The following is a 23,286-nucleotide window of genomic DNA, read 5'->3' on the forward strand; positions in this document are numbered from 1 at the left end:
TATTTTCACATAAGAGAATAGAAAAGAAAAAGTAAATTAGCAATTTGTATAGAATATATCTATTGGAAGTATTAAAATAAAGACAAAAAAGAATTTTTATGGGAATAATATCGTATTTTTGTGGCATAAAATCAATAACTTTAGAATTATGAAAAGACTATATATATGGCTACTTGTCTTCTTTCCTACAATCATTTTTGCTCAAAAAGAAAACGAATCTGCTGCTAAGGAACAAGCAAAAAGAGAAAAATTAGACAAACAATCCCAAGTATTTGCCTATGAGGGATATAAAGCAGGCAAAGCAAATAAACTCCCAGAATCTGAAATGGATTACCGCAAAGCAATTTCCAAGAATCCCGACAACACAGCCGCTCAATACAATATGGGCGATGTGCTCTATTCCCAAAAGGCTTACGGGGAGGCGGCTAATCACTTCAGAGAGACCACTATGAATAAGAAGGCAACCAAAGAAGAAAAACATAGGGCTTTCCATAACTTGGGCAACATAGCTATGGAGAAAGAAGAATATGATCAGGCGGTACAATTCTATAAGGAGGCACTGCGTAACAATCCTGCTGATGATGAGACACGCTATAACCTTGCGGTAGCTAAAGATAAACTGTCAAAACAAAAACCTAAAGATAACAAGAACCAACAAAACAAGGATAACAAAGATCAACAAAACAAAGATAATAAAGACCAACAAAACAAAGATAACAAAGACCAACAAAACAAAGATAATAAAGACCAACAAAACAAAGATAACAAAGACCAACAAAATAAGGATAACAAAGACAACAAAGATCAACAAAACAAAAATAATAAGGATAATAAAGACCAAAATAACAATAATCAAAACAACAATAATAACCAAAATAAAGACAACAAGAACAACCAAGATAACAAGAATAACAATAACGGACAAGGACAGCCTGAAAGACAGCCTTCACAATCACAAGATAGAGAGAACCAACAGAATAATGAAAATAACGGAGGCAATCCAGAAGGGAGACAACAGGGAGAACTCTCTCCTGAACAAATCAATCGTATTCTCAATGCGATAAGCAACGAAGAAAAGAAAACACAAGAGAAAATAAATGCTAAAAAAATAAAGGGCAAAGCCTCTCGTACCGATAGAAAAGATTGGTAATGAGCCAAACGATAACTTATTTGTTTGATAAAAGCAAAGTCTATGCGTAATTTTTTATTTTATATATTACTTTTTCTAACCACTATATCTTTAGCACAGGAGGTTTCCTTCAAGGCACAACCTTCTCGCACTTCCTTGGGCGAAAACGAATATCTTAGGGTAGATTTTACCATGAATAAGGAAGGAGACAACTTCGTGCCACCTTCTTTTGAGAACTTTGAGGTTACAGGGCCTACCCAATCCATTTCTCATTCTTGGATCAATGGAAACCGTAGCTTTTCAAAGACTTACACCTATATGCTCCAGCCCAAGCGTAAGGGCAAACTTACCATAGGGGCAGCAGCTATTATCATTGATGGAAAGGAGTACAAGACCAAACCTATAACGATAGAGGTAACAGATCCTGTTTCTCATCCACGTAATGCACAGACCACCCCACCACCTTCTAATCCTTTTGGGGGCTTCCCCTTTGGCTTTGATCCTTTTGGTAGTGAGGATGAACAACCTACTCAGGTGATAGAACCCACTAAGGACGAACTCTTTATGGTTGCGGAAATCTCTGAAAAACAGGTGTATGTCAATCAGCCCATAACCATTACCTATAAGCTTTATATTGATGCACGCTTCGGTATAGCGGGATTGGAGAATATACAAGAGCCTCGCTACGCTAACTTCTGGAGCCAACAGCTCTTAGATAAGATTCAAGTAACCGAAGTGGTACGCAATGGGCGTCCTTTCCGTTGTGTAACCCTCAAGCAGGTGCTATTGTATCCCCAACAGGCAGGCGAACAGGTGATCAGCCCCTTCTCTTCTACCTTTGTTCTACAATTGCCCTCCAACCAAGTGGATTTCTTCGGAAATCGCTCTTATATAACTCGTACCCGTAGCTTGCAGACAGCTACCACTAAGATCAATGTGCTCCCCTTACCCGAAGAGGGCAAGCCAGCCAACTTCTCTGGGGCAGTGGGTAACTTCTCCTTGTCTATGAATTTTCCCACACGTACACTCAATGCGGGTGAGACTACCGAAGGTGAAGTGGTGATTTCAGGAAAGGGGAATTTTAAGCTGTTTGATATTCCTAAATTATCTTTCCCTCCTGCCTTGGAGGTGTACGCACCTAAGGAAAAAGAAAACTTAACCAATAGCACCACGGGTGTAAGTGGGGACATTACCCATAGCTATACCATCGTGCCTCAATACAAAGGAAAATTTCCTATCCCGCCTCTGAGCTTCACTTTCTTCAATCCTGAAACTCAAAAGTATGAAACTCTCACCTCAGAGAATATTACTATAGAGATACTTAACGGACAGGAATACAAGCCTACCCAAGAGCAAGAACAAGGCGCAACTACCCTAGAGCAGGGTCAATTCCAGCCCCTTAAGGAGGCTTCTGAGTTGCTTTCGGTGAACAGACCTATGTTCTTCTCATCCACAGCTTTCTATCTCTTATGGTTGTTGCCTCTGTTGCTGATTCCTTTGGTACTTGTTTTCTGGTATATCTATCAAAAGCGAAACGATGATACGCAAGAAAACAGAAGCCGTAGAACTAGCCGTTTGGCTAAGAAATATCTCTCTGCCGCCAAAAAGAATCTTACCAATAAGGAGGCTTTCTATGAGGCTTTAGAGCGTGGCTTACATACCTATCTCAAGGCCAAACTTTATATTGAAACAAGTGAACTAAGTAAGGATAAGATTCAGCAACTCCTCACCGATAAGGGTGTGGCAGCCGAACCTCTTAGAGACTTTATCCAATTGCTCTCCAACTGTGAAATGGCGCGCTATGCTCCTTATACACAGACCGATATTAATAATGATTACCAACAGGCAGCTACCATCATTGCCTTACTTGACAAACAATTGTAATACTATGAAAAATGAAAACACAACCCAAAGTTCCTATCCGAAACAGAGACCTCAGTTGGCTCTCTTTTAACGAACGTGTCCTACAGGAGGCCAGCGACCCAAGAAATCCCTTGGTGGAGCGTATGCGTTTTGTAGGTATTTTCTCTAACAACTTAGATGAGTTCTTTCGTGTGCGCTATGCTATTGCAAGGCGTGATTTTAGACTCCTTAAGGACGAAGCTATGATTGCTCAGGCTCATTCGCTATTGGAGCAGATCAACAGCCAAGTGGTACTCCTCCAGCAAAAGAGTCTTGCTATCTTGGAACAGATTAAGCAGGAGCTGAAAAAGGAGGATATCTATATTATCAATGAAACCGAGATTCTTCCAGAGCATGTGGAGTATGTAAGAGATTATTTTATCAATACCATAAGTCCAGCTCTTTTTACCATTATCCTCAATGAGGTGGAGGCACTCCCTAACCTCAAGGACGATGTGGCTTATTTGGCCGTGCGTATGCTGCTCTCTTCCAAAAGTGGAAAAAAGCACAAGCTCCAGTACGCTCTTATAGAACTCCCCAAGACCTTGGAACGCTTTATCGTATTGCCTAAGGTGGGTAATGCTGATTATATCATTCTCTTGGACGATGTGATTCGCTTCTGTCTTAGCTCTCATTTCTATATTTTTCCTTGTGAGGAGCTCTCCGCTTATATGATTAAGATCACACGCAATGCAGAATTGGACTTGGATACCGACCTTAATAAGAGTTTCATAGAGAAGATTTCCACCAGTGTGGAAGGGCGTAAGCGTGCTGAGCCTGTACGGTTTATCTATGACAAACTCATTGATGAGGAGATGTTACGTTTTCTAAAGGAGAAAATGGGCATACAATCCACCGATAGTGTCATCGCAGGAGGACGTTATCACAATAGGCGTGATTATATGAATTTTCCTCACTGTGAGCGCAAAGAACTAATGTATAAGCCGTTCCATCCTTGTCCTATCAAAGCTCTCAAGATGGAAGAGAGTTTGTTCGCCCAAATCGCCCAGCGGGATTTCTTGCAATATACACCTTATCATAGCTTTTCTTATCTGATACGTTTCTTAAGAGAAGCCGCCCTTGACCCTAAGGTCAAGAGTATAAAGATTACAATTTACCGCTTGGCCAAACAGTCACAGGTGATTAATTCTCTGATCAATGCAGTGAAAAACGGCAAGAAAGTTACTGTACAAATTGAGCTACAAGCGCGCTTTGATGAAACAGCTAATATCCACTATGCAGAGCAACTACAAAGGGAGGGAGTCAATACGATCTTTGGGGTACGAGGACTTAAAGTACATAGCAAAATAGGGGTTATAGAGCGTGAAGAGGGGGAAGAGATACGCCGTTATGGTTTTATCAGTACGGGCAATTTCAATGAGTCATCTGCAAAGATATATACCGATTATACGCTGTTTACGGCACATCAAGGGATATTGGACGAGATCAATCGGGTGTTTAAGTTCTTTGATACGCCTTTTCAACAATTCCAATATGAGCATCTTTTAGTTTCACCTTATACGACCAAAAGTACCTTCCTATCGCTCATTGATAGAGAAATAGCCTTGGCCAAAGCTGGCAAAGAGGCTTTCTTAAAACTCAAAATGAATGGACTAACCAATGAGCAGATGATAGAGAAGCTATATGAGGCTAGCCAAGCAGGGGTCAAAATTCAGATGATTGTACGTGGGGTATGTGGTTTATTACCTCAAGTCAAGGGGCTTAGCGAGCATATAGAGGTAATTAGTATAGTGGATCGCTTTTTGGAGCATTCTCGTTTGTATATCTTTGGCAACGATGGTCAGCCAATTTATTATATTTCCTCAGCCGACTGGATGTCTCGCAACCTCAACAATAGGGTAGAGGTATCTTGCCCAGTATACCAAGAGGATATAAAGCAACAACTTTGGGATACTTTCCACTTGGCTTGGAATGACCATATAAAAGCACGTATTATTGACAAAGACCAACAGAATGTTTATCGCTCCCAGCAGCAAGGTATCTCTTCTCAGGAAGCTATTTATAACTATTATAACGACAATAAATAAAGACCAAAGACCAGTGGCAAATATGAGCTGTCATTGGTCTTTTATTGTTAGCTATAAAAAAATAAAGACTATTCGCTAAAAAGAATAGTCTTTATTAATAGTAATTTTAAATATTTCACTATGAGCAAATGATTTTCTAAGCTACTAATGAATTTACATGCTTCATTAAGCTACTCTTAAGATTACCCGCTTTGTTTTTGTGGATAATGTTTCTTTTTGCTAACTTATCAATCATGGAAACTACATTTGGTAATAGTTCCTTAGCTACAGCTACATCAGTAGTAGTACGCAATTTTTTGATAGCGTTACGAGTAGTTTTATGTTGATAGCGATTTCTAAGGCGAGTAGCCTCATTTCTTCTGATTCTTTTGATTGCTGACTTATGGTTTGCCATATTCTTATCTCAATTAAAGTGGTATTGTATAAAATTACTAAAATTATGTAGTCCGTAGGGGAATCGAACCCCTGTTACAAGGATGAAAACCTTGCGTCCTAACCCCTAGACGAACGGACCATTGAGTCTGTAAATATGTTTCTCAATTGCGAGTGCAAAGGTACAACTTTTTTTTGAACCTGCAAGCCTTTTGATGAAATTTTTTTGTGTTTTTTCTCAACTTTTTTCTTTTGTATTGATTTTCAGTGTTTTGTAGTTTGAAAAACTAATCGTTAAAACTGAAAATAAATGAAAGGCTGTGGTCCTGCGGTAGCAGTGGCATAGACCAACCAAAAGACAGCCGCCACGATAATAGCTTTGCCCACCAGAGGGATTCTTTGGAAAAATAGCTTGAGGGCTTCATTCCATTTATAGGGGAAAAAGTGCCAAACAAAGCCTATGACCAATAGAATCATGACATTCTGATAACCTTCTATAATTACCCACCACTGGTGTGGATCATAACTAAGTTGGCCTATATTCCCTATAAGGGTCATTGCCGTAGAAAAATCCCTTGAGCGGAAGAAAATCCAACAAAAGGCGACAAAGTGGAAGGTTACCACAACAGAGATAAGAGCAACAATACCTCTGAGGAAGGAACGCTTAGTAGGGGTTTTGTCAGGGAAAATCTCTTTGAAAGACTTGTGAAAAGACAAGGCCAAACCATGTAGGGCTCCCCATATGATAAATCGGAGATTGGCTCCATGCCAAAGCCCTCCTAATAGCATAGTAGTTAGTTGGTTAAAATGACTTCTGAGCGCCTTTGCCTTGTCAGGAGATAGGAGTATGGATACCTCAAAGAGGATAATCACTCCGAAAGTAATAAATAGGGGGACAAGACTTTCTCCTCCTTGCATAAATGCCCAAGATAGGGTAGCTATAAAAAATAAGGTAGGAAAGAAATAGCCCCAAAAAGACCCCTGACGATTGCCTCCCAAGGGGATATATAGATAGTCTTTTAGCCAAGTGGATAGTGATATATGCCAGCGATGCCAGAACTCGGTGATATTTCTTGACTGATAAGGGGTACGGAAGTTCTCAGGTAGTGTGAAGCCCATAAGTAGCGCCAACCCTATGGCTATATCCGAATACCCTGAGAAATCACAATATATCTGTAAGGCATACCCATATACTGCTAAAAGGTTCTCAAAAGAGGTATAGCTACTAGGAGCATCAAAGACCCTATCTACAAAGTTGATGGAGATGTAATCCGAGATAACAGCTTTTTTCAGTAGTCCACCTATAATAAGGAATAGGGCTTGAGCGGTTTCCTCTTTTGTGAGGCTGACTTTCTTGTATATCTGTGGGATAAAATCCTTTGCTCGCACAATAGGCCCTGCTACTAATTGAGGGAAAAAGCTCACAAAGAAAGTGAAATCCAAAAACGATCTGGCAGGGGCGATCTCACGCCTATAGATGTCTATGGTATAGCTCATCGTTTGAAAGGTATAGAAGGAGATACCTATAGGCAAGATGATATCTTGAAGGGCAAAATGACTATGAAAAAGTTGGTTTAGGCTGTCTATTAGAAAGTTAGTATACTTATAATAGCCTAAAATACCCAAGTTAATTATACAACTCAGCGCTAAGAAAAAGCGTTGCAATCGCTTGCTACCCCAGTTCTTATGAATCTGTTGGGCAAGAAAGTAATTAATTCCTGAGGAGAGTAGCAGTAGTACAAAGTAATTCCCTCCTGCTTTATAATAAAAGAAGAGGGAAAATAGCACTACATATACCGTACGGAAGTAGGTATGCTTGCGAGTGAGAATATATACAAAGTAAAATACAAGAAAAAGTCCTAAAAAAAGACTACTGTTAAAGAGTAAGGGTGCCTCAGCATTGTAGGCAAACCAACTCTTGAGCTGTTCCACACTACAGTGGTCAGAAAGCCACTGTTGCCAATCGTTTATTTTCAAAAGAATAGATTATTTTTGCTGATTTTTATATTGTAAATAGTTGCTCATAAGAGCGTTATAGAGCCTTCCTCCTTGTTCTTCATAACCTGAATGGGTATAGTGTACCCTATCATGAGAGATAAGATTTTCGGCTATGAGCTTGGACATACCTTCACTACCGCCCAATACATTGTACATGTCAAAGACACCATAGTTTTTCTTTACAGAATTGTCTATAAGTACATGAGTATATTGCTCACAATAGGGGTTGGGAAGCTTCTTTTTGAATAAGGAAGGAGGGGGAGAGGTTAGCAGTATAGGACAATTGCCATAGTGCTCACGAATCTGTGCGATAAAATTCTCCACTTGTTTGTCGTAATTCTCCGCCGATAACCTCCCAAAAGCCTCATTAGTACCTAAGGAAACGATGATAAGGTCGGGCTGTAGGGCTTGTATTTGGTCAAAGAAGAGGCTACACTTGTTATAGTCCGAAAAGCGAGCTCCATTGACTCCAATGGCATGGTATATGATTCCATTTTGATCATTCTCAAGTACTATGCCATTGAGGGCAAAGTTAGATTGTTCGCTATTGGGCGTAAGATAGATTTGATCCAGTCCGTTTAGGTTGTTATAGGTATAGCCCAGAGAGGAGATATTATCACCTAGCAGAGGTTCAAAATTATTCATAGCCACAGAACTTCCCACAGAAGCAGCTGTAGAGACTACACGCTCTTCGGTAGGGATTTTTAGCATCGTTCCCTCTCGTATGGTATTGCCTTTGAGATTATTGGCTTGTTGTATCTTACGCTCTGTGGTTTTGTATTTTTTAGACAAAGCATAGAGTGTCTCACCTTTCTGTACCTTGTGAAAGAGGTTTTTATAAGCAGTTCGCCTAACAGCAGGAGCTGGCCTGAGGGGAATGCCTGTTTTGCTGATAGCTAAATCGAATAAATGTTGATTATTAGGGGTGAGTATACGTAGGGTGTTGAATGAATAATCTTTGTTTTTTATATTGAGTTCTATCACAAAATTTTTATTATTGGTAAGCAGCGAGTATCCTGCAATACCAATAGCACCTATATCGTCTCGGCTGGTATTCTTTTGACTATCCCAAGTGATATTGGAGGAAAAGCGTACATAGCGCTCTCCATTGGTGTGTATTAGCGAATAAGGAAAGACAAAACCCAAACCAGCATTGCCAAATTGGGATTGGAAGCGTTGGCGTATTTGGCTGGTCATGGCATCTCCTTGTATATGAGAGTCTCCTATATGCACGATGTTGAGTTTCCTATCCTTTAAGGTGTCCAAGGCTTTGAGTTTCTCAAAGAAAGGGGTCAAGGCCTTAGCATTGTAGAGGTTCTCATATACCATAGGGATCTCTCCCTCTGCATTATTAGATGAGACTTCCCCCCCAGGAGGAGGAAAAGGAATATGTTTCATCTTAGCATAGAGTAACATAGAGGTAATCAAAGCCATAGATAAGGCAGCAAACCTTAGTACAGATGTCTTTTTTTTCATGGTTTAGTGTTGTTTGTTGTAGTCAAAGAAAATGAAGCCACAAAAATTGTGCAAATATATGGATATTATTATTTATTTAGTAATAAATAACATTATTTACAATTATTAGTCATTCATCATTAGTCGCTCGTCATTAGTCACTCGTCATTATCTTCGTATATTTCTTTATCACTTCCTTATCAAAGAAAGGTTCTTCCTCTATACGGCCTAAGATAGGTACTTTAGAGTAGGCGGCAATCCAAGATTCGGTAGCAGGGTTTTCTGCTCCGCTAAAGATAATCCCATAGATAGAGAGTCCTCGGCGTTGTAAGGCCTCTATGGAAAGCATCGTATGATTGATACTGCCTAAGTAGTGGCGTGAGACCAAGATCACCCTATCGGTAGGAAGGATCAGATCCATCATGATATCATGATCATTCAGGGGTACAAAAAGCCCTCCTGCGGCCTCTATTACCAAGGGACGATCGGTTATAGGACGTATAATCTTGTCCTTTTCTATAGTAACGCCCTCCATTTGTGCTGACAGATGTGGACTGGCAGGGTAATCAAAAGCATAGCTAGAAGGGAAAAAACGAGTTCTTGAATTAGAAATTAGTGATTGTACCTTCATGGTATCCGAAGCATGCTTATCTCCCGATTGTATGGGTTTCCAATAATCAGCCTCAAGTGCCTCCACTACTATAGCCGAGGTGATGGTTTTGCCTACTTCGGTAGAGATACCTGTAATAAAATAGGTGTGATTCATGGTCTTTTTTTGAGTCATTTTTTCCGCCACAAAATTACAAAAAATATCTTTTTGATACCACCAAATTATTTGAAAAAATTAATGTTAAGATGTATCTATCGGTAAAGTAACGTTGATAAATAATTTTTTGGTATGTAAAAAATAATTTATACCTTTGTCCTAATAAAAGACAATCATGACTGAAAAATGTTATTTACTTAGTGGCTTAGGTGCCGATGGAACTGTATTCCAATATCTTGACTTTGAGGGTGTAGAGGTAGAATATATGGAGTGGTTGCCTCCTTTGCCTAAGGAAACACTCCCTGCCTATGCCAAAAGAATGACACAGAAAATAACGACCCCTCATCCTATTTTGGTAGGATTGTCATTCGGAGGAATGGTGGCTATGGAAATAGCCAAACAAATTCCAGTTAAAAAAGTCATACTGATTTCCTCTGCTAAAGAGCGAAAGGAACTCCCTTGGTTCTATCGCTTTTCAGCAAAGCTGAAACTACAGAAAATTCTTCCTTATACACTTATCAAACGTACCAATGGGTTTACTTATTGGCTTTTTGGGGCTACTTCAGCTCATGAAAAAGTGCTTTTGAAAGAGATATTTAGAAAAACACCTACGACTTTTCTCAAATGGGCAATAAATGCGATTCTAACATGGAAGAATACGGAAATTTCTACGCATATACTCCACATTCATGGTGACAAAGATCGCATTCTCCCATATAAAAATGTAAAAGATACTTTTTGTATAACAGGAGGTGGCCACTCTATGATAGTCAATAAAGCCCATGAAATAACCCCTTTGATCAATAAATTCTTAAATAATGCAAATGATTAAAGACAAAGACTAACCATCGGTCTTTAATCATTAGTCATTAATCATTAATAAAATGCTTTCTCTTCAATTACAAACTCTCCCTGATAGCCCTGGGGTGTATCAATTCTTTGATAGCTCTGATACAATTATCTATGTAGGTAAGGCGAAAAACCTTAAAAAAAGGGTCTCCTCTTACTTCAACAAGGAGCATGACTCTCCTAAAACACGGGTATTGGTCAGCAAGATTGTTCGTATAGAACATATAGTGGTAGCTACCGAAAACGATGCCTTGCTACTGGAGAATAACCTGATAAAGAAGTACCAACCGCGTTATAATATCCTACTGAAGGACGGAAAGAGTTATCCGTGGATCTGTATCTCCAACGAGCGCTTTCCTCGGGTGTTCTTTACCCGAAAGGTAGAAAAGGACGGAAGTACTTACTTTGGGCCTTATACCAATATCAAGGTGGTACGTACGCTCTTAGACCTTATCAAGGATCTCTACCCCTTGCGCAACTGTAGGTTAGACCTTTCTCAAGAAAATATAGACAAAGGAAAGTACAAGGTGTGCCTCGAATACCATATTAAAAACTGTAAAGGGCCTTGTGAGGGCTTGCAGACTGAGGAGGAATATAATCATAATATACAGCAAATCAAAGAGATACTCAAAGGAAATCTAAAGGAGGTCATTGCTTATTTCAAAAAAGAGATGAGCGAACATGCGGCTGCTTTGCGTTTTGAGGAGGCACAAGAGATCAAGCTCAAGTTGGAGAGCTTAGAGAACTATCAGGCTAAATCTACCATTGTAAGCGCTAAAATCCATAATGTAGATGTGTTTTCTATCGTTTCAGATGAGGAATATGCGTATATCAACTTCCTACAGGTGGCTCATGGGGCGATTGTACGAGGACATACCTTGGAAGTGAAGAAAAAATTAGAGGAAACCGATCAAGAACTACTCGAATTGGGTATAGTGGAACTCAGGGAACGCTTCAAATCCAATTCTAAAGAGCTGATTGTGCCTTTCCCTCTGAGTATGGAGTTTTCCGAGCAACTTACAGTGCCCAAAGCAGGGGAGAAGTTCCAGCTTCTGCAACTCTCTGAGCGCAATGCACAGGCATATCGCCAAGAGAAATTCAAGCAGGTGAAAATCACAGATCCAGAACGACATACCAACCGCCTACTGACCCAAATGCAGCGTGATTTGCATCTTTCAGAACCTCCTGCTCATATTGAGTGTTTTGATAACTCCAATATTCAGGGTACCAATCCTGTGGCGGCTTGTGTGGTGTTCAAAAATGCCAAGCCTAGCAAAAAGGATTACCGCCATTTCAATATAAAAACAGTGGAAGGCCCCAATGACTTTGCCTCTATGGAGGAGGTGGTTTATCGTCGTTATCGACGTCTTTTGGACGAGGAGGAACCGCTACCTCAACTCATTATCATAGACGGAGGAAAAGGCCAATTAGGTGCTGCCCTCAAGTCTTTGGAACTCTTAGGATTACGTGGAAAAATAGCTATAGTGGGTATAGCCAAGCGTTTGGAGGAAATCTTCTACCCTGGGGACTCTATTCCTTTGTATTTGGATAAGAAGTCGGAAACGCTCAAGGTGATCCAGCACCTACGCAATGAGGCACACCGTTTCGGAATTACTTTTCATAGGCAGAAGCGCAGCGCTAGTGCCATTCATTCGGAGTTGGAGCAAATCTCTGGCGTTGGTAAGCAAACCCAAGAGACCCTACTCAAGCAATTCAAATCGGTAAAGCGCCTCAAGGAGGCTTCCAAAGAGGAAATCATCGCCGCTATAGGCCAGTCAAGAGCCCAAAAGGTTTGGGATTATTTCCATTCTACTATAGGGGCAAACGACAATTTGCCCCCAGAGAGCAATTCGTCCCAATAGCCCCCCTCCTTCGCAGAGGGGTTAGGGAGAGAAATGTTATTTCCTGTGTAGATCATACAACAAAGCTAAGCCTTTGATGGTATGATACTTATCGTCTACTTGGATCTTCTTTGTAAGCTTGCTAAACACATGTCCTACCCCTCCGGTAGAGATGACCAAAAAGTCGCTCTGGTAGGTCTGCTTGATACGTTCTATAAGTCCCTCAACCATAGCGGTATAGCCATAGATGATTCCACTCTGCATACAGGTCTCGGTATCCATGCCCAAGACAGATTTGGGTTCATTAAGTTCCACATAAGGAAGTTGAGCAGTATTGTTGACCAACGATTGTAGAGAGGTTACTACCCCTGGAGCTATGATAACCCCCAGCATCTCTCCTGTTTCTGCAACTCCTGTAAGAGTCAGGGCGGTACCAAAGTCTATAATGATCTTCTTTTGCCCAGGGTAGAGATAATGTGCCGCTACTGCATTGGCATACAAGTCAGTACCCATTTGATTCGAATGATGGGTGACCTCACTGGGGGTATCACGATTGACGATAAAGGGTTTTATAGAGAAAGTCTTTTGGAGCATCTTCGCGATGACTTGTGTCTGTTGGGGTACGACTGAACCAACCACAATTTTGCTGATTTTTCTAAAAGCATTTTTATACTGTTCCTTATAGGTCTGGAAACTCATATAGAACTCTCCAGCGGTACGATAGGGCTTAGTGGCAATTGTCCAGGACAGGTGCACCTCTTGGCCTTCTACCACTGCAAAACGAATATTAGAATTACCTATATTAACGGCTAATAGCATAATTAGTTTAGTAAGTTAAAGATTATCAGAGGCATACCACTCAGCATAGGAGCTTTCAGTTTCCTGTAAGCGGAGGCTATATAGGGTGATATGTGCGGGTAGGTGTTTCTGTAGGCGGTGTGCAAAATCTACAATAAGCATCTCACTGGTAGGCTGGTAGGGGAGTAGTACTACTCTGTGTCCCTCCGCTTGGAGCTTCTCAGCCAAGGCCTTGTGAGGACTATTTCCATTGAAGAAAATGGTGTGATCGGCTTCTTTGACTATGTATTCATTGACAATTTCTTTGATATCTCCAAAGTCTATCACCATGCCATTTTTCACATGTGAGGCATCTTCTATAGGACTTCCGATGACGGTTACCCATAGCTTATAACTATGCCCATGTATATTCTTGCACTTGCCATCATACCCATAGAGGGCATGCCCTGCTTCGAATTCGAACTTCTTTGTAATACGGATTTTCGTCATGCTTTATCCTATTTTATGAGTCCTTTTATAGGCATTTAGAGTGTTTTTCATCAGCATTGCAATGGTCATTGGCCCCACACCTCCTGGTACAGGGGTGATATAGCTGGCTTTCTGTTTTACTTGTTCAAAATCTACATCACCTACGATACAGAATCCTTTCTTAGCCGAAGCATCAGCAACGCGGGTAATACCCACATCTACAATTACAGCGCCTTCCTTGACCATTTCTGCCTTTAGGAAGTTGGGAATCCCCAAAGCAGCGATGATAATATCGGCTTCTTGGGTGAGTTTTGAGAGGTTTTGGGTACGGCTATGAGTAAGGGTAACTGTCGCATTCCATGGCTTTTGAGAAAGGAGGATACTAATGGGACGCCCTACGATGTCTGAACGACCAATGACCACTACATGTTTTCCATCAGTTGGGATTTTGTATTGAGTGAGCAGTTCCAAAATGCCATAAGGAGTAGCAGGGATAAAGGCATCTAAGCCTAAAGCCATACGTCCAAAGTTGGTAGGGTGGAAGCCATCAGCATCTTTGTCTGGATTTACAGCCAATAGCACTTCTTGCTCGTTGATATGCTTAGGCAGAGGCAGTTGTACAATAAAGCCATCTATGGACTTGTCTTTGTTGAGTTTTTCTATTTCTTCCAGCAGCGCCTCTTGCGATATATCTTCAGGCAGATTTACCACTGAGGAGGCAAAGCCTACACGCTCACAGGCTGTAACTTTGTTGTTGACATAGGTCATACTTGCTCCATTATTACCTACCAGAATAGCCACTAAGTGCGGAGGTCTATGACCTTTGGCTACGATCTGGCGAACCTCTTCAGCTATAGCCTCTTGCACCAAAGCAGCTGTCTTTTTTCCATCTAATAATTCCATCTCTTTAATTTTAATTGTTAATCACTCTTCACTATAAAAGAGTAGGAGCGAATAGAATAGTGTTCGCTCCTACCATTATGAATAAATTTTAAACCATAAAAATATTAAATATCAATAGCCTCTCCATAAGCAGCTGCTACAGCTTCTTTTACCCCTTCGCTCATAGTTGGGTGAGGGTGTACTGCTTTGAGGATTTCATGAGCTGTAGTTTCCAATTTACGAGCTACCACAGCCTCAGCGATCATATCGGTAACACCAGCACCGATCATGTGGCAACCAAGCCATTCGCCATATTTAGCATCAAAGATTACTTTGATAAATCCGTCAGTAGTTCCTGCTGCATTGGCCTTACCAGAGGCAGTGAATGGGAACTTACCAACTTTGATTTCATAACCTTTCTCTTTAGCTTGTTTTTCTGTAAGCCCAACAGAGGCAATCTCTGGAGTACAGTAAGTACATCCTGGGATATTGCCATAGTTGATAGGTTCTACATGCAAGCCTTTGATTTTCTCTACGCAGAGGATTCCTTCTGCAGAAGCTACGTGTGCCAAAGCCTGTCCAGGTACCACGTCTCCGATAGCATAGTAACCAGGTACATTGGTTTGGTAGAACTCATTTACTTGGATTTTATCACGTTCGGTCTTGATACCTACCGCTTCCAAGCCTATGTTTTCTATGTTAGTCTTGATACCTACGGCAGAGAGTAAGATATCTGCTTCAAGCACTTCTTCTCCTTTGGCTGTTTTCACATAGGCTTTCACTCCTTTGCCAGAGGTATCTACCTTAGTTACTTCAGAAGAAGTCATTACATTGATACCAAGCTTCTTGAAGCTCTTTTCGAGTTGTTTAGAGATTTCCTCATCCTCTACAGGTACTATATTTGGCATGAACTCAACTACAGTAACTTCAGTACCCATAGAGTGGTAGAAGTAAGCAAACTCAATGCCTATAGCACCACTACCTACAATAATCATTTTCTTAGGCTGTTCAGCAAGAGTGAGGGCTTGGCGATAGCCAATGATTTTCTTACCATCTTGTGGAAGGGCAGGCAATTCGCGTGAGCGTGCACCAGTGGCGATAATGATGTGGTCTGCACTGTATTCAGTTACTTTACCATCTTTATCTTTCACTTCTACTTTCTTACCTGGTTTTAGGGTACCATAGCCGTTGATTACATCTATTTTATTCTTTTTCATAAGGAATTGTACCCCTTTGCTCATGGTACCAGCTACATCGCGGCTACGCTTTACTATAGCAGAAAAATCCTTATCAAATCCTTTGTCACTCACTTTTATTCCGTAGCTTTCAGCATGCTTTAGGTATTCAAACACCTGAGCAGACTTCAGCAGGGCTTTGGTAGGGATACAACCCCAGTTAAGGCACACCCCTCCGAGGTTTTCTTTCTCAATAACAGCAGTTTTGAAGCCCAATTGTGAGGCTCTAATAGCGGTTACGTATCCTCCAGGACCGCTACCTAACACTATAACATCGTATTTATTCATTGTAAAATATTTTATGTTCTGAAAAACGGCACGAAATTACGAATTTTATTTTTGATAGAGAAAATTTTTTTGCTAAAAATTTTTCCTCTATATTTTAATTGTCTGATATTCATTTGTTTAGCTAAATAAAATATTTTTCTAAAAAAATTTTTAAATTTCTAAGTTATTTTTTATCTTTGCAGGTGAAAAAACCAGATGGATTATGGAATATCTATATAGTAGTCTTTCGTTGGAGTTATTAGCTATATTCATTGTGCTACAGTCTTTTGTAGTTTCCTACTTAGTAATACCGCGAATTATAGCAATTGTCAGGATTAAAAACTTGATGGATGATCCTAACCAACGAAGCTCTCATAAGGAGAAAACGCCTACTATGGGAGGAGTGGCTTTCTTTGCGAGTCTGCTCAGTAGTTTGTATTTCTTGCAAGGACATGACACTCAGGGATTAAGTCTCTCATTAGTTATTGGCCTACTGATCCTTTTTTACATAGGTATAAAAGATGACTTGGTGGGAGTAACTCCTAAAACTAAGATTATAGGGCAGATACTCGCTTTTGTATTTGTCATGGATAGCAGTGAATTGTCTATTGATACATTCAACGGCTTTTTGGGAATTTATGACCTGCCGCTTTGGTTTTCTTACTCTTTAGGAGTATTCATTATCATTTCTATTGTCAATGCTTATAACCTCATTGATGGAATTAATGGTTCTGCCTCCATGGTGGGAATCATGATTTTCAGTATATTCTCCTTTATATTTTACCAAACGAAGGATTATTACTTTGTATTACTTTCTCTGAGTGTTATAGGTTGCTTATTAGCTTTCCTCAGATATAATATTTCAAAGAAAATGGGGATCTTCATGGGTGATACGGGCTCTTTATTGATAGGTTTCATCATAGGGGTATGTGCGCTTCGTTTCTTAAATCTTCCTGTGGAGCGCCTTGAAGCAGCTAATATCAAGTATTATAATAAGTTTGTACTTATATTTATCATCCTCTTCATCCCTTTTGTGGATACTATGCGCGTATTTCTCATACGTGTTCTCAAGCATAGAAGTCCTTTCTTTGCCGATAGGAATCATATTCACCACATTATGATTGATTATATGGGACTCTCTCATATACAAGCTAGTTTACTTTTGGCCTTGTTTAATCTCTTGGCTTTTGTCTTTTTCTATGTAGCAAACCTTTATATATCTACGATTTCGCTATTTGTAATATTGGTGTTATTTGTTATTGCGACAACGCTCCTTGTCTTTTACTACAATCGTAGCTTCGCGGTACGTAGAAACAAACAGAGAATACAGAGAATACTGGATCAAACACCTATTGGTAGAAAGAAAAAACGCAAACACTAAAACAAAAAAGTAGGGACGAATAGAAATTCGTCCCTATATTTTTACTTATCACTTTTCACTCATCATTTTTATTATCTGCTCCGCTAGTTCATCACCTACCCGCTCTTGTGCCTCAAGAGTGGCAGCTCCTATATGCGGGGAGAGGGATACTCGTGGGTGCATAAGAATGCGGATAGAGGGGGTAGGCTCTCCCTCAAATACATCTAAGCCAGCAAAGGCGATCTTCTCATGTTCCAAAGCATGTAGTAGAGCTTCTTCGTCTATTACGCCTCCACGCGCTACATTGACGATGCCTACACCATCTTTCATCTGTTGAAACTCTTTCTCTCCTATGACAGTTTCCTTTTGTGCAGGAATGTGTAAGGTGATAAAATCGGCTTCTTCAAGAACTTCTTTCTTGCTAATAGTCTTGATCACAAAGTCAAGACTACGCCCGTCAAAGAAGGAAAGTGTAATGGAGGCTTCTTGTTGTTCAGGATCATAAGCGATGACCTTCATACCAAGCCCTAAGGCGATGGTAGCTACCGCCCTCCCTATACGTCCCAATCCTATGATACCTAGGGTCTTCCCCTTGAGTTCGTGCCCATTGGCATAGTCTTTTTTAAGTTCATTGAAGCGGGTATCTCCTTCCAGTGGCATGTTGCGGTTGGCATCATAGAGAAAACGAACTCCTGAAAAGAGATGGGCAAAAGTAAGCTCCGCTACCGAGTGGGAGGAGGCATTGGGGGTATTGATAACCTTAATGCCTTTTTCTTGGGCATAGGCGACATCTATATTGTCCATGCCTACCCCTCCACGACCGATGAGCTTTAGGGCTGGACAAGCATCTATAAGGTCTCTCTTGGCTTGGGTGGCTGAGCGTACCAATAGAATGTCTATCTGCTCTTCATTGATGAAAGGTGCTAATTGGTTTTGAGCAACCTTGGTGGTGAGTACTTCAAAACCTGCTCCTTCAAGGGTTTTTATAGCTTTTTCGCTAAGGCCATCGTTAGCTAATATCTTCATAAATAGGTATTTACACTGTTTTTTCAAAATGTTGCATCACCTCTATAAGCAATTGTACACTTTCTATAGGGAGTGCATTATAGATAGAGGCACGATACCCTCCTACACTTCTATGACCCTTGATGCCGCTAATACCAGCTTCTGTCCATAGAGCATTGAAGCGATCACTAAGGGATTCATCTACCAAATTAAAGACAACATTCATGCGCGAACGGTCTTTTACATCGGCATAGCCTTTGAATAGGGGATTACGATCAACTTCTTCATAGAGCAGGCGTGCTTTTTCCTTATTCTTAACTTCTATAGCTGCAACACCGCCTTGCTTTTTAAGCCATTCCATGGTAAGCAGACAGGTGTATACGGCAAAGGTAGGAGGTGTATTGGTCATACTCTCGTTCTTGATATGTACCTGATAGTCCAGGTGTGTAGGAATCTTATGGCTTACCTTGCCTAATATATCCTCACGTACGATAATCAAGGTAGTACCTACAGCGCCTATGTTCTTCTGAGCCCCTGCATAGATAAGGCCAAAGTCCTCAAAAGGCATTTCCTTAGAAAAAATATCTGAACTCATATCAGCTACCAAGGGAACTGATACCTTGGGGTACTCAAAGTACTCCGTACCATAGATGGTGTTGTTGGTCGTAATATGTAGGTAATCGGCATCCTTGGGAAGGACATATTCTTTAGGTATATTGCGATAGCCGTTTTCTCTAGAAGAGGCTATTACTTCTGTAGCACCTACAAACTGAGCTTCTACCTCTGCCTTATGTGCCCAAGTACCGGTGTCTATATAAGCGCCCTTGCGTTCCAATAGGTTCAGAGCGGAGGCATAGAAGTGCAAACTTGCACCGCCTTGTAGGAATAAGGCTTGGTAGCCCTTACCTGTAAGACCTGCCAGTTCCAAGGCCAAAGCTCTGGCGCGCTCCATAATAGCAACAAACTCTTTGCTGCGGTGGGACATCTCCAAGATGGAAAGTCCCGTGCCTTCCAACTCTATAACTGCTTGGGAGGCTTTCTCAAATACCTCTGTAGGGAGAATAGAGGGTCCTGCACTAAAATTATGTTTTTTCATATCTTTTTTCTATATATTAGGTAGGTGGCAAAATTAGGACTAAAAAATATGCCAACCAAATTAATTAATACTATTTAAGAAAGCCATAGTGTCTACGCCATCGGCATAATCAGCAAGTGACGGTACTTGGCTCTGTCCGAATCCGACGGCCTGGGGAATAGCTGCTCCCCCTACTATACACTGGATCTGTTCTTTATCCGTTTCCAAACGTTGTAAGAGACTGGGTATATTTTTATAACGTTCATAGAAAAGCGTGGCGATAGGGGAGGCGTATTTCTCATCTTCCTTTAGGAGTAAAAACCCGTTTTCTAAGAGTTGGAACAGACTCATAAGGTATACCGCCTTGTTATAATCGTAGTTATTGACGTATTTCTGATGGTCTAAAAGGGTATGATAAGGATAGATGGCCTCAAAAAAAGCAACAAAATCATAGTCTTCAGGGACAAATAGCTTAGAAATACTCCGACAGCCCAATCCAAAATACCTAAAGATGTCTTCTCCTAATAGGAACAACTCCTCTGGAGTCTCTGCTCCTGTAAGCACCGCTACCGAATTGCGATTGCGACGAATGATATGTGGCTTTTGCCCAAAGTAATACTCAAAATAGCGGGCGGTATTATTACTTCCTGTGGCAATCACAGCGTCGAAATCATGGAGTTTCTCTTCAGTAAATTGTACTTTACCCTGAAATTCAGGAGCTATTTCCTCAAGTTTCTTAACTAAAAAGGGGAGTAATACTTTGTCATTAGAGGAGAGTTTCACCAAGGCTTTATGCCCTGAGAGCAATGCGCAGAGTAGGTCATGGAAGCCTACCATAGGAATATTCCCAGCCAAGACAAGAGCTACTTGTTTGGGTGTTTTTTCTGCTATAGTATAAGGGGAAAGCCACGTCTGCAAGCCATCTTCTTTCAAAAGACCTGCCCAGTGTTTCAGTGCAAAAAGACAGTTCTCCCTGTCAAACCATGCATTCTGCAGCTCCGCTTTTTCAACAGCGGCTTCCACTTCGGTATATATAGGAGCTTCCTTCCCATAGAGGAAATAGTCCCTAAGCATAGCACCTAAGGTAGCTACCCCTTGTATTCTCTGTTCTAAAGTCTGCATCAAAATCATTTTTTCAAACCACAAATATACGAATTATAATTGTTAATTGTTAATTGTCAATTGTTAATTTCAATCATTAACAATTAACCATTAATAATTAACAATTAAAAAAAGCTACTTTGTTTTGCATAGTACTGAAATTATTTGTAATTTTGCAGGGTCAAATCAGATGTTTATGGAAACAATTAATTTAGAGAAGATCAAAACCCAGATGCGAAAGGGGGTCTTGGAGATGTGTATTCTTTCTATCATCCATAAGAAGAAGGAAGCCTACGCATCGGACATCATGGAAGCGCTTAAGGAGGCGGATATGATCGTGGTAGAGGGAACGCTCTACCCGCTGATGACCCGACTGAAAAATGCTTCCTTACTTAACTATTCTTGGCGTGAGTCCACCGAAGGGCCACCGAGAAAGTATTACACCCTTACCGACAAGGGGCTTTCTTTCCTTAACGAAGCCCTTGCCTCCTGGAACGAATTACAAACAATGATAACCAAACTTATTTAATCATGGACAAAACACATAACATCAGTTTAGGCGGCTTTTCCTTCATCATAGAAAATGGTGCCGCTTCCCAGCTCTCCGCTTACCTTACCAAGGTGCGCCAATACTTAGGTCAATCTGCTGATACGGACGAAATACTCACCGATGTAGAACAGCGTATGGCCGAACTTCTCAAAGCACGTATGCAAAATACAGAAGTAGTTACTTCTTCTGATATAGATTACTTAATACAAGTAATGGGTAAGCCTGAACAATATGTACAGGACGATGAGGAACTTACTTTTGAAAAATCTGCTCCAGTACTCCCACTAAGAAGCAGGAAACTCTATCGTGATATAAGCAAAGGGAGTATAGGCGGAGTACTCTCTGGCCTAAGCTACTATTTCCAGATAGATGTAACCCTCCTTAGAATTATCTATATGCTGCCGATCCTCTTGAATATCGGAATTTTATCCTTTACTTTCAACGGGTCTGCCATGTCGCTCTCTACCTTCTCTATACTCCTTTATGTAGTGCTTTGGCTGGTGATTCCTCCTGCAAAAACAACTGCTGAAAAATTGGAAATGAAGGGGTTAGAGGTGAATATTGATACGCTTTCCTCTCACAAAGACGAAGAAGAAGCACCCCAAAGACGTCAGTGGCTTAAAAGTACTTCCGATAAGTGGTTGATGGGAGTCTTGGGCGGATTGGCTAAGTACTTTTCTATCCCATCTATCTGGCTGAGAATAGGAGTTATCTGTTGTATGATAGCGGCTCTTATCTCTACCCACGGACGCGCACTACTTTTTGTGCTCCTCTATGGGTTCTTGGCTTATGGTCTTAAAAAGGATAACGAGTCTGATAGCGAGCAGGATAAGCAACAAGACAGTAGTGCCATGCCATTGGCGAACAATACCGCGCCACAAAGACACTCTCGCTCTATTTTAGGGCAGTTTTTCCATATCATGTTCAAGGGGGCAAGCTATTTCTTAGTGATGATATTCATCTTTATCGTCTTTATCTTGCTCTTGATGGTGCTCTCTGCCCTTTTAGGAATAGGAATTTTCAGTGGTGCTTCCTTGGTACTCTTGCATGATTATTTAGATTTTGTCCTAACCAAAAGCTGGCAACAGGTGTTGTTTTACCTCTCTACTACCCTCTTGATAGTGCTTTTTATCTCTATCTTTACGCTTTTGATAATGAAGGTGTTTTCTGCCAAGGGTTACCAAACACCTCGCTGGTGGTTTGCAACAAATATCCTGATTACCTTGGTGAGCTTCTTGGGGGTATTTGCCTTGGTAACGAGTGCTTCAAGGAGTTTTATCTCTTACAATGCAGTAGAAGAAAAGCATCCTATAGCCTTGACTTCCGATACACTTTTTATTCGCGAAAAAACAATAACCCCTTCCTCTTATAGTCTCTTAGTTGATAGCAAAGGAGTAGGGCGAAGTGGGAATGTACACTTCTTAGGCTTAGGCACAACCCAACAGCAAGCCCCTTATTTACTAATAAAAACGACTTCTCAAGGAGGAGACACCGATGAGGCCATAGAGAATGCCCAAAAGATAGAATACCCCATAGAGATGGTAGGCGATACGCTAAACCTCCCCGATGGTTTTCTTCTAAAGAAAGGCAATCCTTATCGTATGCAAAAGGTATATCTCAAGCTCTTCCTTCCCCAAGGGAAAATGGCCAAATTCACCAAATTCCCAACCATGAAGCGTGGTAATCTATATCCTCGTGGTATCTATAAGGCCGTCAATGACAGCATTGTAGAAGTAAAAAAATAAATACAATTTGCTAACTTTCTAATAAACAATTTATTGCGTCTCTACCCAGACCTTAGCTAAGATAATTCCTCACCTTGCATAGTCCTCCGTAGAGACGCAATTTATTGCGTCTTAACTAATCAGATATAATTTAACGTGAGTTCGACGTAAGCAAAATTACATTTCCCTCACGGATTTTCCTCCGCTGGCGCGAGCTTGCAGCTAGTGCCTATCATACTAAGAGCTTATAGCTCCCATAAAGAGTCAAAGGCCCCCCGCTGGTGCGAGCTTGCAGCTCGTACCCCAATGCATGAGCAGGTGTAGGGGCTAATGGCAATTAGCCCTTGAAAAAGAGTAAATTAGGAATGAATCCCTTGCCTTATTATTTTATTCGCATTCTAAATATGATTGACTATAAAAAAATAAAAAATTTGAGGTGTCTATTTAGCTACATACTAATT

At 40.7% G+C, this 23,286-nt stretch carries 19 protein-coding genes and 1 tRNA gene; 8 read left to right on the top strand and 12 right to left on the bottom strand.

Annotation, left to right across the window (positions count from 1 at the left end; all coding sequences use genetic code 11):
- Window positions 1–148: 148 nt before the first annotated feature.
- The 3 genes from HMPREF1154_RS03005 to ppk1 are packed head-to-tail and all read left to right on the top strand — an operon-like array spanning window position 149 to window position 5,079.
- Window positions 149–1,150 carry a tetratricopeptide repeat protein gene (locus HMPREF1154_RS03005; RefSeq protein ID WP_009641043.1) on the top strand — a complete coding sequence of 334 codons (1,002 nt, stop codon included), beginning with the start codon at window positions 149–151 and terminating at the stop codon, window positions 1,148–1,150.
- 42 nt (window positions 1,151–1,192) lie between these two features.
- Window positions 1,193–3,013 (top strand): BatD family protein, encoded by a 1,821-nt coding sequence (locus HMPREF1154_RS03010; protein WP_009641080.1) that lies wholly within the window; start codon window positions 1,193–1,195, stop codon window positions 3,011–3,013.
- Between the two features lie 11 nt (window positions 3,014–3,024).
- Entirely contained in the window at window positions 3,025–5,079 is a 2,055-nt protein-coding gene (gene ppk1, locus HMPREF1154_RS03015; protein WP_009641062.1) for a polyphosphate kinase 1, read from the top strand.
- Between the two features lie 136 nt (window positions 5,080–5,215).
- On the opposite strand, the gene rpsT is transcribed toward ppk1, so the two are convergent.
- From rpsT to bioD, 5 genes are all read right to left on the bottom strand, one after another.
- On the bottom strand, window positions 5,216–5,473 hold the full coding sequence (gene rpsT, locus HMPREF1154_RS03020; protein WP_009641073.1) for a 30S ribosomal protein S20: 258 nt from the start codon (window positions 5,471–5,473) through the stop codon (window positions 5,216–5,218).
- A 48-nt stretch (window positions 5,474–5,521) separates the two neighbouring features.
- Window positions 5,522–5,593: transfer RNA gene (locus HMPREF1154_RS03025), tRNA-Glu, on the bottom strand.
- A gap of 152 nt (window positions 5,594–5,745) precedes the next feature.
- On the bottom strand, window positions 5,746–7,428 hold the full coding sequence (locus HMPREF1154_RS03030; protein ID WP_009641042.1) for an MBOAT family O-acyltransferase: 1,683 nt from the start codon (window positions 7,426–7,428) through the stop codon (window positions 5,746–5,748).
- A gap of 9 nt (window positions 7,429–7,437) precedes the next feature.
- Window positions 7,438–8,925, bottom strand: a complete 1,488-nt coding sequence (locus tag HMPREF1154_RS03035) for a LysM peptidoglycan-binding domain-containing protein (RefSeq protein WP_009641041.1) — start codon at window positions 8,923–8,925, stop codon at window positions 7,438–7,440.
- 133 nt (window positions 8,926–9,058) lie between these two features.
- Complete coding sequence (gene bioD / locus HMPREF1154_RS03040; protein ID WP_034566818.1) at window positions 9,059–9,670, bottom strand: dethiobiotin synthase; 612 nt, start codon at window positions 9,668–9,670, stop codon at window positions 9,059–9,061.
- Between the two features lie 175 nt (window positions 9,671–9,845).
- Here bioD and HMPREF1154_RS03045 point away from each other — a divergent pair, with 175 nt between their 5' ends.
- Together HMPREF1154_RS03045 and uvrC are read left to right on the top strand one after the other, a co-directional pair.
- A complete protein-coding gene (locus HMPREF1154_RS03045; protein ID WP_009641075.1) occupies window positions 9,846–10,502 on the top strand; it encodes an alpha/beta fold hydrolase in 657 nt (218 codons plus the stop codon).
- Between the two features lie 52 nt (window positions 10,503–10,554).
- Entirely contained in the window at window positions 10,555–12,381 is a 1,827-nt protein-coding gene (gene uvrC / locus HMPREF1154_RS03050) for an excinuclease ABC subunit UvrC (protein WP_009641087.1), read from the top strand.
- A gap of 36 nt (window positions 12,382–12,417) precedes the next feature.
- Here uvrC and HMPREF1154_RS03055 read toward each other — a convergent pair whose 3' ends face one another.
- From HMPREF1154_RS03055 to lpdA, 4 genes are all read right to left on the bottom strand, one after another.
- Window positions 12,418–13,179, bottom strand: coding sequence for a type III pantothenate kinase (locus HMPREF1154_RS03055; RefSeq protein WP_009641057.1), 762 nt, complete (start codon window positions 13,177–13,179; stop codon window positions 12,418–12,420).
- Window positions 13,180–13,194: 15 nt separating this feature from the next.
- Entirely contained in the window at window positions 13,195–13,647 is a 453-nt protein-coding gene (locus HMPREF1154_RS03060) for a 6-pyruvoyl trahydropterin synthase family protein (protein ID WP_009641061.1), read from the bottom strand.
- Between the two features lie 3 nt (window positions 13,648–13,650).
- Complete coding sequence (gene folD, locus HMPREF1154_RS03065; protein WP_009641089.1) at window positions 13,651–14,529, bottom strand: bifunctional methylenetetrahydrofolate dehydrogenase/methenyltetrahydrofolate cyclohydrolase FolD; 879 nt, start codon at window positions 14,527–14,529, stop codon at window positions 13,651–13,653.
- Window positions 14,530–14,633: 104 nt separating this feature from the next.
- The gene (gene lpdA, locus HMPREF1154_RS03070) at window positions 14,634–16,031 is read right to left on the bottom strand and encodes a dihydrolipoyl dehydrogenase (RefSeq protein WP_016419601.1); all 1,398 of its coding nucleotides are present in this window, start codon (window positions 16,029–16,031) and stop codon (window positions 14,634–14,636) included.
- A 202-nt stretch (window positions 16,032–16,233) separates the two neighbouring features.
- Here lpdA and HMPREF1154_RS03075 point away from each other — a divergent pair, with 202 nt between their 5' ends.
- A complete protein-coding gene (locus HMPREF1154_RS03075; protein WP_083846538.1) occupies window positions 16,234–17,391 on the top strand; it encodes a glycosyltransferase family 4 protein in 1,158 nt (385 codons plus the stop codon).
- A gap of 48 nt (window positions 17,392–17,439) precedes the next feature.
- Here the strand turns inward: HMPREF1154_RS03075 and HMPREF1154_RS03080 are convergent, their stop codons facing one another.
- The 3 genes from HMPREF1154_RS03080 to HMPREF1154_RS03090 are packed head-to-tail and all read right to left on the bottom strand — an operon-like array spanning window position 17,440 to window position 20,572.
- A complete protein-coding gene (locus HMPREF1154_RS03080) occupies window positions 17,440–18,396 on the bottom strand; it encodes a D-2-hydroxyacid dehydrogenase (RefSeq protein WP_009641088.1) in 957 nt (318 codons plus the stop codon).
- A 10-nt stretch (window positions 18,397–18,406) separates the two neighbouring features.
- Entirely contained in the window at window positions 18,407–19,471 is a 1,065-nt protein-coding gene (serC, locus tag HMPREF1154_RS03085) for a 3-phosphoserine/phosphohydroxythreonine transaminase (RefSeq protein ID WP_009641082.1), read from the bottom strand.
- A 60-nt stretch (window positions 19,472–19,531) separates the two neighbouring features.
- Window positions 19,532–20,572, bottom strand: a complete 1,041-nt coding sequence (locus HMPREF1154_RS03090; protein ID WP_009641079.1) for an acyl-CoA reductase — start codon at window positions 20,570–20,572, stop codon at window positions 19,532–19,534.
- Window positions 20,573–20,747: 175 nt separating this feature from the next.
- Between HMPREF1154_RS03090 and HMPREF1154_RS03095 the strand changes: the two genes are divergently transcribed.
- Together HMPREF1154_RS03095 and HMPREF1154_RS03100 are read left to right on the top strand one after the other, a co-directional pair.
- Complete coding sequence (locus HMPREF1154_RS03095) at window positions 20,748–21,080, top strand: PadR family transcriptional regulator (RefSeq protein ID WP_034566813.1); 333 nt, start codon at window positions 20,748–20,750, stop codon at window positions 21,078–21,080.
- Between the two features lie 2 nt (window positions 21,081–21,082).
- On the top strand, window positions 21,083–22,846 hold the full coding sequence (locus tag HMPREF1154_RS03100; protein ID WP_009641076.1) for a PspC domain-containing protein: 1,764 nt from the start codon (window positions 21,083–21,085) through the stop codon (window positions 22,844–22,846).
- Window positions 22,847–23,286 lie beyond the last annotated feature (440 nt).

Source organism: Capnocytophaga sp. CM59 (assembly GCF_000293175.1).
Lineage (GTDB): Bacteria > Bacteroidota > Bacteroidia > Flavobacteriales > Flavobacteriaceae > Capnocytophaga > Capnocytophaga granulosa.

What these genes read in the sequence shown, in the direction of transcription:
- HMPREF1154_RS03075 (WP_083846538.1), top strand. Translation starts at nt 16,234, where the DNA reads ATGGAATATCTATATAGTAGTCTTTCGTTGGAGTTATTAGCTATATTC.
- HMPREF1154_RS03045 (WP_009641075.1), top strand. Translation starts at nt 9,846, where the DNA reads ATGACTGAAAAATGTTATTTACTTAGTGGCTTAGGTGCCGATGGAACT.
- bioD (WP_034566818.1), bottom strand. Translation starts at nt 9,670, where the DNA reads ATGAATCACACCTATTTTATTACAGGTATCTCTACCGAAGTAGGCAAA.
- HMPREF1154_RS03095 (WP_034566813.1), top strand. Translation starts at nt 20,748, where the DNA reads ATGGAAACAATTAATTTAGAGAAGATCAAAACCCAGATGCGAAAGGGG.
- HMPREF1154_RS03100 (WP_009641076.1), top strand. Translation starts at nt 21,083, where the DNA reads ATGGACAAAACACATAACATCAGTTTAGGCGGCTTTTCCTTCATCATA.
- uvrC (WP_009641087.1), top strand. Translation starts at nt 10,555, where the DNA reads ATGCTTTCTCTTCAATTACAAACTCTCCCTGATAGCCCTGGGGTGTAT.
- HMPREF1154_RS03005 (WP_009641043.1), top strand. Translation starts at nt 149, where the DNA reads ATGAAAAGACTATATATATGGCTACTTGTCTTCTTTCCTACAATCATT.
- lpdA (WP_016419601.1), bottom strand. Translation starts at nt 16,031, where the DNA reads ATGAATAAATACGATGTTATAGTGTTAGGTAGCGGTCCTGGAGGATAC.
- HMPREF1154_RS03060 (WP_009641061.1), bottom strand. Translation starts at nt 13,647, where the DNA reads ATGACGAAAATCCGTATTACAAAGAAGTTCGAATTCGAAGCAGGGCAT.
- HMPREF1154_RS03010 (WP_009641080.1), top strand. Translation starts at nt 1,193, where the DNA reads ATGCGTAATTTTTTATTTTATATATTACTTTTTCTAACCACTATATCT.
- folD (WP_009641089.1), bottom strand. Translation starts at nt 14,529, where the DNA reads ATGGAATTATTAGATGGAAAAAAGACAGCTGCTTTGGTGCAAGAGGCT.
- HMPREF1154_RS03080 (WP_009641088.1), bottom strand. Translation starts at nt 18,396, where the DNA reads ATGAAGATATTAGCTAACGATGGCCTTAGCGAAAAAGCTATAAAAACC.
- HMPREF1154_RS03055 (WP_009641057.1), bottom strand. Translation starts at nt 13,179, where the DNA reads ATGCTATTAGCCGTTAATATAGGTAATTCTAATATTCGTTTTGCAGTG.
- serC (WP_009641082.1), bottom strand. Translation starts at nt 19,471, where the DNA reads ATGAAAAAACATAATTTTAGTGCAGGACCCTCTATTCTCCCTACAGAG.
- ppk1 (WP_009641062.1), top strand. Translation starts at nt 3,025, where the DNA reads ATGAAAACACAACCCAAAGTTCCTATCCGAAACAGAGACCTCAGTTGG.
- HMPREF1154_RS03035 (WP_009641041.1), bottom strand. Translation starts at nt 8,925, where the DNA reads ATGAAAAAAAAGACATCTGTACTAAGGTTTGCTGCCTTATCTATGGCT.
- HMPREF1154_RS03090 (WP_009641079.1), bottom strand. Translation starts at nt 20,572, where the DNA reads ATGCAGACTTTAGAACAGAGAATACAAGGGGTAGCTACCTTAGGTGCT.
- rpsT (WP_009641073.1), bottom strand. Translation starts at nt 5,473, where the DNA reads ATGGCAAACCATAAGTCAGCAATCAAAAGAATCAGAAGAAATGAGGCT.